We start from the raw sequence: 14,842 nt of genomic DNA on the forward strand, positions 1-14,842 counted from the left end.
ACCGGAATGAGGATTGCCTACAGCGCTTCCGCACCCCGGCATCCTCGTGGTTGAATGCTACCGCAAGGGGCGAGGTTCATCAAAATAGCTACCATAACGACTTTCATTGCGATCTTTGCGGATCCGTTGCGTCCATGGCGGTTAAATCAATCCGCAGATTGGGCATCCGCATAAACCGTATTCAAAAATAGCGCAGCAACGGCCCCGCAGCTGCAATCAGCGGATCTGCGGTGCTCATAAAAACCGCCTAAGGAAACGGTATTGATGCACCATTCATTATTCACTATTCACCATTCACTTGCTCCCCGCCCAGCTTCTCAACAATTCTATCGCATCATACAATACTCCGGCTTCGCCCCTGAAGTCGCCGGAGCCGGAGGCCTTTCCATTGCGCACATCATACCACTCATAAAAACCTTTGTTCTGCAATACCCGGTCAATCATCGGGCTCATTTCCGCATAGGCTTCCAGGGCCATATCATTTGCTGCCAGCGCCTGGATCATCCGTCCGCCAAACCAGGTCCAGTCGCCGGCGTTCTGATAGTTATAGGCTGCCATATTAGGAAATTCTTCTACCGGGTAGGGCGGGTACACCGTCATGCCAATGGTGGCAAATTTTTCCTTTTCCGCCGCCTGTAAAAACTGGATATTGATTTTCTTTATCTCTGCTTTGTTATGCAGTCCCGCAAGAATGGCGCAGGTGGTGCCCCCTGTGTAAAGAATGCTGCGCTCATCAAAACCTTTTGAAAACGGACTGCCGTTTAAATAAAGATGCGGTATATACTTTGCCTTCCCAGTATCCCAAAGGTGCTTGCGGATGTTCTTTTTAATGGTGCGCGCGGTTACCTGCCATTTTTTATGCAGGGCGCCCGATGCCGGCGTCATGGCTATAAAATCATTGATGGCCATTACAAACATGGCATTATCATAAATATCGATGGACCATTTTGTTTTTTCGTTCAGCGCCACGCCCCAGCCTTTCTCCGGCTGCACATCGCCCCAATCGATAGTAGTAGCCCCTTTTACCAGGCCATATTCTTTTGACCAGCGATCCGCCATCACATAGCTGAGCGCGGCCTCCAGCCGCTGCAATACCGTTTGGCCTCCGATCACCTCCTGCAGGATTCCTCTGTCGCCGGTGGCATCGATGTATTTTTTTACCGCCTGTACCAGGGATGATTCCTGGTCGGTTTCTACCGTGTTTTTATGCGCAGCCCAGTCTGGCGCCAGGTTGGAGTAGCTGTATTTATAACCAATATTCGCCTGCTTTTTATGAATAGCGCCATCGGGGATATTTCCATCCGCGCCCTGTATTTTAAAAAACAGCAGCAGGGCTTCTTTTACATCCTTTTGCTCCCGCACTTTGAGCGATCCTCTTATAAAGGTATTAAAGTCGCGGATCCAGATCTCTCCGTAGCCGGTACCGGCATTAAAACCAGTCAGTATTCTTAAAGCCCGGTCCTGTACGGTATCCAGCCGATCATCGGCCAATATTTGCGCCGCCAGCTCCTTTTTGCTAATGCCGGCAGATGATGTTTTGCCCGCATAAGACGACAATTGTATTTTTCCCGTTTGCGCCTGGGCGGCGGTTAGTAAAAAAATAAGGTTCACCAGAAATAATCGCTTCATAAATTGTAGTTAATACATTCGTATTTGTACGGACCATGCCCGCCCCTGATGAGGCATATAGTATCTCCGGAACTGCCACAACAATAAGCCTTTTTATTCTTAGCAACCGGCAAGATCTTCGTTGTCTTAATGGAAATAGTCAGTACACTTTGTACATACATAGATACATAATATTTTTTGGAGAAAAAATTTTTTTTTGCCGGAGGAACTCATGATAAGGGATAAGGAGACTGGCGAGATGCGCAGGGCCCCATGTGATACGCTTGTTATTATACATGGCGGGCCTGCTTTTTCGGTTCTTCTCAAATTTACTCCGATAGCAATGGTAACCGGTGTTTATATAAACAGCGAGGCTGTCAAAAGTCTTTATTTTGTCATGCCCCCTCCCGATAACGATCGCATGCATGTCAAGTTAATTTTTGCCGTGGGAGCTGCAGCGCAGCGCTGATCCTATTAGTAAACGACCATACGGGTAATAAAGGTGCAGCGCACCGGTAATCATTGCGGCTTGTACAAGCCGTGCACAGGAAATTGCCGCCGTGCTGCGGCTACGGGATATTTTGGAGGTTCATCGTTATAAGGGTCAACGGCGCGCTGCGCCCGTTTGCCATTAAAAGATGCGATCTTTTTGGCGTGAAAGGCTTACCCGTACTACATTTCATGGCAGCATGATCTGTTCTTAACCTGACGCGCATGCGAGCCTTGGGGATTGTTTCGGCATCTAAAGATGTTCATCAATAGATGCCGAAACAAGAATAGATCCCGGGTCAAGCCCGGGATGACATCTTCAGAACGACATCATGCAGCAAAGCGACTTTTGAAGACAGCCTCGATACGCTTTTTTAATTTCGTTATTGTTGCTTTATACGCACTACGGTAAATGAATAAGGAGCGGTTGTTATTTTTTCGAGTTCCTGCAGGGAAATAGTCGTTTCTGCCGGAACAAGTGCCCGGTCTGCCGGATTGCCCTGCAGCACTGTTTTTTGTGCCTGCGGTGCTAACCGGAACCCGCCCAGGTCCGTTGAAACGGAAACGGTTACCGGCAGCAGGTTCACCAGCTTCAGGATCAGGTCCCCGCTTTTTGTGTCCTGCACCAGCGACCAGGCCACCCGGTTGCGTACTTTTTCGTTGCTATCAGAATATTTTGCCGTTGCAGGGATATATACATCCCCGGCATGCCGGCCAAACAGTTGCTGCACATAATAACCGGTGGTGGGTTTTACCGTGCTGTTGTTAAAATAGATCAGATCCGGGCTCCATTGGGTATGCCCTTCTTTTGCCAGCAGCGGCGCATAGGATGCCATCTGCACCACATCGCCGTTCCGCTCCAGCGTAGTCAGGTGAATGGCTTCCGCCAGGGCCGTTTCCAGGTTATTGGGCCGGCCGGGCAAATGTGCTGCGTACTCGCCAAGATATACTTTGGATTTGCGGCGATCATACTTATCATAAAAGTCCTGGTTATATATAAACCAGCCGGGCGATACATAGTAATGCTCATCCACCACCGGCACCCCAAGCTGTGTGGCCAGTTTCCAGCCCTGCTCATAATCCGTACCTTCAAAAAAAGGCCCTACCGTCCCTATAACGGTGATCTCCGGGTATTTTTTCTTAACCGCCTTATAGATCATCGTAAACCGTTCTGCAAACACATCGGAGATCAGGTCTTCATTGCCCACCCCAATGTATTTTAAATGAAACGGCTCCGGATGACCAGCCGCAGCGCGTACCTTCCCCCATTTTGTATGCACATCGCCATTGGCCCATTCCACCAGGTCCAGCACATCCTGTATATAACTGTCCATATCTTTTAAAGGGATGCCGCATTGCTGGCCACCCAGCGCATGCCCGTGCTGCCCGGAGTTCTGACAGGGAACACCGGCGGCCACCACGGGTACCGGCTGCGCACCAATATCTTCACAAAACTGAAAGTATTCAAAGTATCCCAGCCCCATGCTCTGATGATAACCCCAAAGGTTCCGCTGCGGCTTTCTTGCCTCCAGCGGGCCAACAGTATTTTTCCAATTGTAGATATTTTCGATGCCATCTCCATGTGCCACACAACCACCGGGGAAACGGATAAATCGTGGATGCAAACCGGCAATACTCTGTGCCAGATCCTCCCGCAGCCCGTTCTTCCGTCCCTTAAAAGTCTTGCGCGGAAACAGCGATACCATATCCAGACCCGCTGTTGCTCCCGGCTGCGTTGCCAGCTCCAGCCGGGCATCTGCTACGGTTTTCATTGGTGTCAGTACCGCTGATCGTTTTTTCCAGGTAGCAACCAATCCACTTACAACAGTTGTGGCAAGCACGGCTCCCTCTTTGCTCACGAGGTGCACCGTTAGTTTGCCGCCCTTTCCGGAAAACGAGCGCGCAAATAAGGAAAGATCATACCGCTCCCCTGCTTTTACCGCAATGCCGTCAAAACCTTCATTGCTCAATGCTCCGCCGGAAGCCCCGGTACGCAGTACGGCATAATATTTATTGTTAGGATGGATGGGCGCCGTGGAATCGATGGTCAGCATGGTTCCTGCGCCCGATACCGCCCAGGCTTTTTGATGGTTCCAGCTTTGATCCCGGTATTCTTTATCCGATGGCTGGTATTCAAAGTCGCGGTTCTGGATCAGCTCGCCATAAAGACCTCCGTCCGCTGCATAATTAATATCCTCAAAAAAAGCGCCTACCAGCATATCGCTGATCTTTTTTGAGCGGGAAGGCTCCGGCTTTATAGATACATTTAGCGGCTTCAGCGATGCAAAACGCCCGGCATCCTCCCGGGTGGTTTCGGCCCACAGCTGGTTCCGGTACCGCGTAAGTTGCTCCTTTTTTAAAAGACCATCTACCACCGTCCAGGGTACTTTAACCATATTGCCGGTTTCCGGCATACCCAATATAAGGACCTCCCGCTGTCGTTTCCGGGCGGCGGAAACCTGCTGCAGCAGTGCCGGCTTCAGCTCCTGCTCATTCAGATAATAGGATTGTGTGAGCCAGTGAACCAGGTCAGCGGAAGCCGTATATGCAACCGGTCCGTTCTTATTTCCCAGGTCCCATACACAGTGCCAGCCGCCGCCGGCATCCGGGAACAGCAGCGGAGCAATCATCCGTTTTTGACTGCCCCAGCGCCCGTAATCCGATTTAACAAAACCAAATTCCGGACCAATCGCATGCCAGCTTTGGCCATCGTTACTCCAGGCAAAATGCAATCCTCCGCGGCCTTCATTTTGTGTCTTTGTATAGGCAAAAAGCCAGGCAGAATCCACTTCCTGCGCCCCGGCACTACCGCAAAAAACAAACACAACCAGAAAGAACCCTGTAATTTTTTTCAGCATTGTATAAATTCAGTTTTACATTATTTCAGGAAAGCGTATCATTCTCCAAACATTGAGCCGGAGCTTCGGATAGCCGCTATTTCAGGATCACCGGCCCGATACCCCTGTGTGTGGGCGTTACTCTTTTAATACGGCCGGCGGCGTCAAAGGCCATCGGGTCTATGCATACCTCCCGGTTATAACCGGCGGCTTCCCCCATCGTAACTCCCCGGGGATAGGTAAACCGGTGGTATACAATATACCATTCATCGGTGCCCGGTACCTGTATAACGGAATTGTGTCCAGTGCCGTAAATGCCGGCTGCAGGGTCCTTTTCAAGAACAATATTATTATCCGGCACCGTGATGGTGCCCAGTGGTGTAGCAGCCGTTCCATACCGCACCCGGTAGTTGGGACTGCGGGTATCATCCTCGCTCCACATAAAATAATAGACGCCTTTACGGTAAAACACATAGGTGCCCTCCCGGAAGGTTTTATCCGGTTTCATAAGCCTTACCGTTCCGGGTTTAATGGAGATCATATCTTCATTCAGCTCGGCGCCGGCCATATACCCATTGCCCCAATACAAATAGCTTTTACCGGTTTTGGGATCTGTAAATACATCCGGGTCGATCTCCTGTCCGCCCCGTACCCCCTCCGGCTTTTGCGCAATCAATGGTTTACCCGAATCCACAAAGGGGCCGGCTGGATCATCGGCCACGGCCACACCAATTTTTTGTGCCGCGGTGTAGTAATAAAAATACTTATACTGTCCGTTCACCTTCTTTTCAATAATGCAGGGCGCCCAGGCATTACGGTTGGCCCAGCTTACCTGCATTGGCAAATCCAGGATCACTCCCTCATCCTTCCAGTTTACCAGGTCCGGCGATGAAAAGGTTTTAAAGTAATTGCCCGACCAGCCCGTGAACCCATCGCTGGTGGGATAGATATAAAATTGTTTTGTTTTTTGCGCGTACAATATTTCAGGATCGGCATAATAGCCGTTCAATACCGGGTTATGATCCTGCAATATCCGTACCTCCGCGCTTTGGGGCTTTTGCCCCCCGATGGTGACCGTATAACGCACCGGCCCTTTTGAAAAATCGGCCGGACCGGAAGGTGTTATTCGCGCCCCGGGAAACTTTGTAAATCCGGGATCGAACCGCTTTAGCGAAGTGCCGGGCAGCACCGGCAGGTATAACTTTTTACCGGCGGTATCCCACACGATATTATTTTTTTTCAGCACCGGGGCCTGTGCCGCCGTAAGCACATCTTCCGGCCGCAGCCATTTGCCACACAACCTTGCCATTTCCGCTTTTGTAATGGGCAACACCGTTCCATGCCGGGGATGAAAGTTCATTGAGATGGCTTCATCTACCACCTTAAAATGCTCAAAGTCGGTCGTCTTTGTAAACTGGTAACGCCCCCGGGTATATACATCATACATTAAAATGTAGCCGCTGCCATCGTTCAGCTTAAACACCCCGGCACCCTCCACCGGGTCTTTGGTTTGCTGCACGTACTGATCGCGCAGCACATAACCTTTTGTGAGTTGATCCGATACCGCAATCTTGATTCCGTTACCGCTGCCTTCTGTTTTAAAAAAGAGGTAATACTTCCCCTCTTTAAAAACAATATCGCCGTCAATACAAGCCGTACCATGCGGGTTATAAAACAATTGCCGGGGCCCGGTTTCCAACGCCGTAAAATTGCGGTTGGCATAGGCATACCAGATTACATCCGGTTCATCGCCGGCGCGCATCGACCAATAGACCATATACTTTTTCTTCAGCGGATCATAAATGGTTTGCGGCGCCCATACCCGGTTCACCTTTTCAAATGCCTTAAAGTTTTTGGGAATATTAACTACTGAGGAGGTCCAGTGCAGCAGGTCATTCGACTTCAGCAGCACCATGGCCCGGTTGGAGTTCCAGCCATTGGCTGATACCATATCCGTAGCCACCATGTAAAATGTTTTGCCATCAGCCCCGCGCAGGATATGCGGATCGCGCACGCCGCCGGTTGAGCTGATCGTTTCTGAAGCAATTACCGGCCGATCGCCATTGAGGGCCTTAAAATGATAGCCATCCGTGCTGACGGCAAACCGGATGGCTTCCTCGGCCTTGCTGTTACCGGTAAAATAGGTAAAGAGGTACCCGGCATAAGCCGGCGGCCGCTGTGCAGATCTGTTTTTATTTCCCTGCGCAAAAACCGGGCAAACAATCCCTATACATACCCAAAAAAAGAACCATTTCCTCATTTCATAAATTTTAATCTTCAAAAATTCTTCATCCTCCAATACGCAGCCAAACGCTCCGCTTCTTCCCGGGTAAGGTGAATAACCGACCCATGCTTGGGTGATACAAAATTAGTGGCCTTCATGACTCCTTCATTAAAATGCCCCAGGTTGGTAAAATGTACAAAATCCGAGGTTTCGCTAAATCCGAAATTGTGCGGGTTGATCCCATAAATATCATACATCAGTACCCATTTATTTTCCCCGATACGCTTCCAGGCATTGGGGGCCTCGCAGGCCCGGGGTTCCGGATCACAATACGCATCCTGGTACTCAAAACCGCCATCCAGGCGATCCGACACAGCCTGTTTAATACCCGGTACCCCATCATGGGGTACATAAAACAAATGGTACTTCCCGTTTGCTTTTATAATATCGCCGTCAATAAAATTCCGGTTGTACCTGGGATACTGAAACAATTGCCGGGGCTCGGTCTCCAGCCCCGTAAACCTATTATTAAGCCAGGCATAGTACAGCTTATTGAGCCCATTACCAAAGCGCATGGTAAAATACAACATTATTTTTCCTGCCTGGTCATCATACATCAGCTCCGGTGCCCAGGCGCAGCCAATATTATCCCAGCCGCCAAATGCCTTATCAATCCGTAATACCTGGTGCGACCAGTACAGCAGATCTTTTGACCGCATCAACACAAGTCCCCGGTTGTTTCCCCAGCCGAAGGACTTTCCATCCCGCTCCCATTCCGTGTTACGAAGCCCGGCTTTTTGCGCAAAAATATGCAGGTCGGTCATTGCCATATAAAAACACCCATCGTTGCCCCGCATGATGTAAGGGTCCCGGATACCCTTTTGTTCTGCGATCGTATCCCCCCCAATCACCGGCCGGCCATTATTGACATCTGTAAATGAATAGCCGTCCTTACTCAGAGCAAAGTACAGGCTGTGGGTATCGTCTTTAAAATACACCATCAGGTAGGCGGCCATATCTTTTTCGGCCGGTACTGCAGGGCCCGCCTGCGCAGTGGACACCCCTACGTAACAAGCCCATACCCAACATACAAAAACCCCTTTTAGTACAATGCCGTTTTTATGCATACCTATAGCTTTATCATCGCTTTATAACAAAACCGCCTTCCGGTTGCAATACCAGCTCCACCTGCTTTGTATGAAGCTCCGTCATCACAGGAGCACGTTCTTTATTGTCGGTGATAAGTTGCGCGGTGTTTTTTTTATTACCAAATGCAGACAGATCCATCTTTAGCTTTATGGCCTGTTTCTGCGCATTGATACCAGCTATATACCAGTCGGCTCCATGGCTACGAGCCAGCACGATGTATTTTCCCGGATACCCATCTATAAAGCGCGTCTCATCCCAGGTGGTGGGCACCTGCTTCATAAAATCCAAACTCACTGGTGCTGTGTCTTCCAGGTTATTAGGCGCCAGGGCAAAAAACTGCACCGGGTTTTGAAACAATACCGCAACGGCCAGTTGAAAAGCGTCGGTTGTGCGCCGCGTTGATCCGCCATCATTGTTACGATTCAGCCGCTTGTTTAAAAAGGAACCACCAAATTCCATAGCGGCCACAGCATTACGGATAAACGGATGCAAACAGGCATTGAACGCTTCCTGGTCGCAGGCGGCCTGTGTAAACACCATATTTTCCGAGGCCAGTACCGCTTCGCTGCCTGCAAAATTGGGATACATCCGTTCCCAGCCCCGCGGTAAGGTAGCGCCATGAAAGATCACCATCAGCCCATGATCATCCGCATCGCTGAGTATCGATTCATAGAGGCGCATTGTTTCCTGCTTATCGCCTCCGAAAAAATCTACCTTGATGCCCTTTACACCCTGACTTTGCAGCCATTTCATTTCACGCTTGCGTATAATGGGATTGTCCATCATGTTTACCGGTCCCTGCTCAATATCATTCCAATAACCGCTGGAACTGTACCAGAGAAAGACATCTGTCTTTTTGCTGTGTGCATAGCGGATCAGCGCCTCCATGCGTTTGCGGCCGATGTTTTTATCCCACCAGTTATCGATCAAAACGTATTGATATCCCATGGCAGCGGCAAAATCAATATATTTTACCTGGTCATCGTAATTGATACTGTTGTCCTGGCCCAGGATCCAGCTCCAGACACCCTTGCCCAATTGATAGTGATGGGCTGTTGCATACAGGGGCTGCACCACATCCCAGGGAGCCGTTGTTTCTACTACCGGCTTCAGGGTTTCGCCCACGGTTATCGTACGCCAGGGGGTGCGCCCCGGCAGGGAAAAAGCCGGAGCAACCGTTCCATTGCCATCGTTTTCTTCTGCCATCGGAAAGGCGATTTGGTACAACCCACCGGAGCGGTATTCACTAAGGCGCGAAGCACAGTAACGGCTGTCTACCCCCGTTTCACTCACCAGCACCCACCCCTCCCTTCCAATCCGGAACAAACAGGGGAAGGTGTAACCTTTTCCATATTGCGAAGGAGTGTCCATGGGAACATCGGCCTTATAAGATTCTTCGTAGCTGGGTTTGGTACGCTTCCAGCCAATCATGGCATCGCTTTGAGGTGTAAGGAAGGTTGTTGTTTGCAAGGGAAAACGGAAGCCGGTTGCTTCCTGCAGCACAGCGGTGCCGGCCCTCCCGCTTTGCCGGGGCAGCGCATAGCAAAAAGCTACATCATGGTCACTCACCCGGAAGACCATATCGACCTGCTGTTTTTTTGCATTTTGAAAAGTAGCTACGAGCTCATTGGCCTCATAATGTACCTGCGATTGCTTCGAACGGTTTAGGGTATAGGTTTCCGTAATCTTTTTTGTACGATGCCCTGTCAGTACAAGATCCCTGGTAAAATCGCCCATTGTGGTATTGAGCCCCAGCGGCGCGTTTTCCAGGAAGGTCTTCCCATTATAATGCAGTTTGTAAACCGGCCGCCCGTCCGCTACGGAAAGCATCAGATCCAAATGCCCGTCCGGCCCCGTCACCTTTAGTTCCTGGCTACGCGAAATGAAGGCCATTGTCAAACCGAAGGCTACAAAAAATAAATGCTTCATATACCAACCATATCGCAAAAAATATCCCATTCACTCAAATTACAAATAAAATGTCAGCACAACAATTATTCTCAATACCTTTCTCCTCTATTATTTTTTTACCAGCGAAATATTCCGGATCACGAAATAACTTCCCGGATTTCCACTACCAACAATATTTCCTAAAAACCCGATCGATACCACCTGCGGAGCAAACAAGGTAAACTGAACACTCCTTGTTTCATCCATACTGGGTGATGTGGATCCTGCGGGGATCCCGTTGTACAGCGCGGTATATCCCAGTGCTGTTGAAAGATCCGGCAGAGACGGAATCCCCCCTCCTCCGGCCGCCACCACACAATGTACCGTAGAGTTGGATTGTATTTCCGAATAATACTGAAAGCTTAATGAATAGGTACCCGCGGGCAGGGGCGCCGATGTAGGCTGGTAGATCTTTCCGTCCGTTACCGGTGTATTGCCCCAGGTTTCCCAGCAGATCTGTCCGGAATAGCCCCAGCGCGAATCGGAAGTATAACCCCCGTTGACACCGCCTTTATTTTTTGCAGCGGTATTGGTAACCCAGGGCGCCGCCAGAGTTCCCCATCTGCCGTCAAATGTATTGCGCTGAAACCCGGGACCTGTGTTGGACAGGTATAAGCCCGTTACATCTGCAATGACGTTATGAGGCTGCAGCGCAGTGGCAAAAGTATCAATACAGGTAATATCCGGCCGGAAGATGGTGCGGTAGTAAAGCGGCGGCACCAGTTTTACACCCGGCAGTAAGGTTGACCCATCCGTAATGGGAACCGTTACCGTTTTAGTGGTTCCGTTATCATTATACTGCACCTCGGTATATTTAGGACCCGTGCTCAGATCCATTACATCCCAGTTGATGGTAGTGCCGGCATCGCTGTAGGTTAAGGAGGTTACGGGGCGGTCCGATATTCTTTTGCGAAAACCCTCCCCATAGGAAGTACCAATGGCAAAAACATCCACCGATTTATTGCCTGCCTGATCATAGGTAATGATCTTAAAACTTTTTACGCCCTCGCTTACGGGGATGGTTCGTATAAACGTATCGATGCCGGCATACTGCTTGGCATAGTCATACACCGCAGAGTCCGCCCCATTATCCCAGGAAATGGAAATTTTACTTAGTTTCGGGTCTGCCTTTAACAGACCGTAAAGCTGTATCCGCTCCTTGCCGGAATAAATTTTCACCGAGTCCATTTTACCGGTATACAATATTTCCCCATCCTCAATGTATTTTTTAAAGTTGTCCCATTTCGAACAGGAGCCAATGATGCCGGTTAAAAGCAGCAGGGCGATCATTAGTTGAACATTTTTCATCCGTATATTTTTTATTTTTCAGAATGTATTATCGGTTATCTCCAAACACACTCAATTCATTAATGCTTTGGGCCGTACCTCCGGCAAAATTCTCAAGGCACCGGATCCGTATGTACCGGACTTTGGGAGCGTTTAAATCAATGTCCCAGTTAAACCCTGCCGCTGCAGTTTCCTGGTCCAGGGGACTATCCGTACCATAGGCCGTGCCGGATGGCTTCACCACCTCATAGGAACCCAGTAGGGTCCAGGTATTATCAAAGGCGCCGGTGAGGCTCGGACTGGCGGAACCCCATATCTCAAACCGCTTCATGGTGGACAGGAAATAGTACCGGGTGCCTTCCGGGAATGGCCTTATCCATATACGGCTTAACTTGGCAGTAACACCAATATCAAAGCTGATGGTATGCGGACCCGGGCCCCCTGTTGTTTGCAGGGTAAAACTGGTATTGGGCCAGCCCAGTTTATTATCCCAGGCATATTCCAGCCGCGCGCCGTTGGTTACCTGCGGTGCATCGCCGGGTAAAACAAAGGGCCGGAAGAGGCTTTTGGAAAACTCCGCTTCAAACATGGGTTTTACTTTTTTGAAAACCGTATCGGTCGTATTGCCCCAGCGATCCCGCACCACAATAGGAAAAATATGTTCGGTAGTATCCAGCGCCCGGACCTTCGACAGCACAGAATCGATATTGGTATAAATACTCTTATTGTTATCAATAGCCCATTCTTTAAACTCGTTTTGCCGGAGCACCAATATAGATATATCCGATTTTGTGGGATTGACCGCCGAAAGATTGTATCCTCCAAACGCATCCACCACGTTAATGCTTTCCAATACCTGCCATATAGGAGCTTCTAACGGGGTTACGGTTACAGATACCGGGTCGGATTTGATGCCGGCCCTGCTCACCGTATAAAGTTCTACCTTATAATCCCTGGTATCCGCAAACCCTACCACCGTTAGCGTATTGGAATAGTAGGCCGATTTTACTTCAGCAGGCTGTCCGTTCGTCATCGTATACTTTGCGGCCACATACAATACATTGGGATCCTTTGGCAGTGCGTAGGATATTTCTGCCTTGCCATTCAGATTTTTTACCCGGGCATCTGAAAGCGGTTGTGGCTTATCGGTACTTTCTCCAACGGGCTGCCGCCAGCCCAGGTCCTGTTTGCAGGAGACCAGGTTAACGATCACCCATCCCCAAAAAAATATATTAAATACAGTTTTCATCCGTTTGCTTTTATTTACCCGCTTTGCGGGATGATTTTTTTAATAGTGCGGTAAAAGATTCTGTAATATGATGCCGCTTTACCAACCGGGATTTTCTACCAGCTGCGGGTTTCTCCGGGTGTCATAATCACCAATGGGCCAGAAATAATCCCGGGGGGTGATAAAGGTCTGATCAAACACAAAGCGCTCCTGGTAAAACGATGCCGTTGTTTTTCCAAAAATATTCCAGCCGGTAATATCCTCGTTGAGCACTTCAGCCGCCAATTTCCAGCGTTTCAAATCCCAAAGGCGCTCCCCTTCAAAAAGCATTTCAATGGAGCGTTCCCGTTGAATAATCTGTCTTAACCCTTCTTTTGTTGTAAACTTTGCCGGACTGTTGGAGTAGTTGGTCCAGGATTCTACCACGCCATTTAACCCCGCCCGTTGTCTTACCTTATCAACATACTCAATAGCAGTTGCAGAGCCGCCTTCTGTTTCATTGAGCGCTTCGGCATAAAGCAGGTACAGATCGGCAAGGCGTATCATCGGCCAGGGGTAGCCCAGCCAGGTAGGATTGGTTTGCCCCCGGGTAGTACTTCTCCAGTTCGCCAGCTTTTTTACAAAATACCCGGTTTCGCTATAGTTCTGAAAATGCCCGTAGCCGGCATTCTCCACATTCTTTGCTTTCAGGTAGTAGGTGTTCTCATCGCTGCCGCTGGGGCTATCCTGCATATAAAAGATGCCGCCATCAAAACCGATATCCGCGTAAAAACGGGGTTCCCGGTCAAAATGCAGCCGGGCGGTTACAAAATTGGGTTCAATATAATATTTATCGGCAGCAGTAGCAGTTCTGAGCTCGGTGTAGTTGGTAAAATTGAGTGTCTTGTCTTCCTCCATCGGTACGCCATTGCGGGTGTAAAACAATTTTACAATCTTCATCGGGGGCGCCCAAAGCCCTCTTAAACTAAAACGGTCAAAATTGGTTCCTCTTTCAAGCGGAGGTACACACATAAATTCATTATTAAAATAGCTGTTGGAGTTTCCCCAGATAATTTCAGGGTTCCACCAGGTAGTAACAGCATTGCGGACATTCATCTGGATTTTCATGGGGTCGCTCAGGTTGTACACATCGTTCTTATAGGTGTACAGTTCGTGTCCGTTCATCGCTGCCAGGTCAATAGCAGCCTTGCAGGCATCCCGCGCCCGTACCCATTTTTGAGGATCATAGTTCGCACTAAAAAAACGGGTGCCTTCTTTGTCGGTAAACGATGCAAAATCGGGGTTACCGTTAAATAAGGGGCTGGCGGCCATTACCAGCAGCTTGGCTTTTACCGCCAGGGCAATGGTTTGTGTAATACGTCCCATTTCATTATTTTCATCGGTGATCTTCATAGGAAGCTTCGCATAGGCGCTGTCAAGAAGTGCCGAAATATAATCCACACAGGCATCCACCGGCTGTCTTTTTGTAAAAATATTTTCGGCATCCAGGTCAATGCTTTTATCCATAATAGGTATGGGGCCATACATCCGCAGCATGTAGTAGTGGTAGTAGGCTTTCAGAAACTCGGCCTCTCCAATCCAACGTTCCCGTTCAAAGGGATCAATGTCCCGTACTTTGTTCAGATCCCTTACATTCTCCAGAAAAATATTACACTGGTTAATGCCCCTCCATATTTTAAGCGGAACCGCGCGCGTATCGCCGGAGCCTCCTTTGCGCTCCCCCGCCCATTCATCAAAATAGGGAGTGCTCTTATTTTGCTGGCCCTGCGCAATGCGGAAGGCGGCATGCCAGGTAGACTGATCGTTTTGCGGATACCAGATCTCATCGGCAGCTGTGAGTGCGGCATTAAACCATCCATCGCCGTTTTTGGGCAGGTAGGAGTAGCAGGTAAACAAATACTTTTCGGCTTCCTTGCGGAGCTTGAAAGCGCTCTCCACAGTGGCCACGTTATCCGGAACGATGTCCAGGAATTTCTTGCAGGAAAAGCCCCCTGCCAATAACAGTGCCAGGAGCAAACTGCCGGCGGCGGTCTTTGTTTTTTTATATGATTGCATTATTTTCATCATTCA

At 49.4% G+C, this 14,842-nt stretch carries 8 protein-coding genes; all 8 read right to left on the reverse strand.

Annotated features, from left to right (window positions below; genetic code table 11):
• Positions 1–294: 294 nt before the first annotated feature.
• The 8 genes from GGU45_RS02150 to GGU45_RS02185 all read right to left on the reverse strand — a co-directional run bounded on the left by GGU45_RS02150 (position 295) and on the right by GGU45_RS02185 (position 14,827).
• Positions 295–1,629, reverse strand: coding sequence for a glucosidase family protein (locus tag GGU45_RS02150; RefSeq protein WP_435221583.1), 1,335 nt, complete (start codon positions 1,627–1,629; stop codon positions 295–297).
• 851 nt (positions 1,630–2,480) lie between these two features.
• Positions 2,481–4,955 (reverse strand): alpha-L-arabinofuranosidase family protein, encoded by a 2,475-nt coding sequence (locus GGU45_RS02155; RefSeq protein WP_435221585.1) that lies wholly within the window; start codon positions 4,953–4,955, stop codon positions 2,481–2,483.
• A 76-nt stretch (positions 4,956–5,031) separates the two neighbouring features.
• Positions 5,032–7,194 (reverse strand): glycoside hydrolase family 43 protein, encoded by a 2,163-nt coding sequence (locus tag GGU45_RS02160; RefSeq protein WP_435221587.1) that lies wholly within the window; start codon positions 7,192–7,194, stop codon positions 5,032–5,034.
• A 17-nt stretch (positions 7,195–7,211) separates the two neighbouring features.
• Entirely contained in the window at positions 7,212–8,285 is a 1,074-nt protein-coding gene (locus tag GGU45_RS02165; protein ID WP_435221589.1) for a glycoside hydrolase family 43 protein, read from the reverse strand.
• A gap of 13 nt (positions 8,286–8,298) precedes the next feature.
• Positions 8,299–10,236: a glycoside hydrolase family 97 protein gene (locus tag GGU45_RS02170; RefSeq protein ID WP_435221591.1), complete on the reverse strand. Its 1,938-nt coding sequence runs from the start codon at positions 10,234–10,236 to the stop codon at positions 8,299–8,301.
• A gap of 90 nt (positions 10,237–10,326) precedes the next feature.
• Positions 10,327–11,565: a DUF4998 domain-containing protein gene (locus tag GGU45_RS02175; RefSeq protein ID WP_435221593.1), complete on the reverse strand. Its 1,239-nt coding sequence runs from the start codon at positions 11,563–11,565 to the stop codon at positions 10,327–10,329.
• Between the two features lie 28 nt (positions 11,566–11,593).
• On the reverse strand, positions 11,594–12,793 hold the full coding sequence (locus GGU45_RS02180; RefSeq protein ID WP_435221595.1) for a DUF5000 domain-containing lipoprotein: 1,200 nt from the start codon (positions 12,791–12,793) through the stop codon (positions 11,594–11,596).
• A gap of 78 nt (positions 12,794–12,871) precedes the next feature.
• Positions 12,872–14,827, reverse strand: a complete 1,956-nt coding sequence (locus tag GGU45_RS02185; RefSeq protein ID WP_435221597.1) for a RagB/SusD family nutrient uptake outer membrane protein — start codon at positions 14,825–14,827, stop codon at positions 12,872–12,874.
• Positions 14,828–14,842: the final 15 nt, after the last annotated feature.

Source organism: Niabella hirudinis, assembly GCF_051201075.1.
GTDB classification, from domain to species: domain Bacteria; phylum Bacteroidota; class Bacteroidia; order Chitinophagales; family Chitinophagaceae; genus Niabella; species Niabella hirudinis.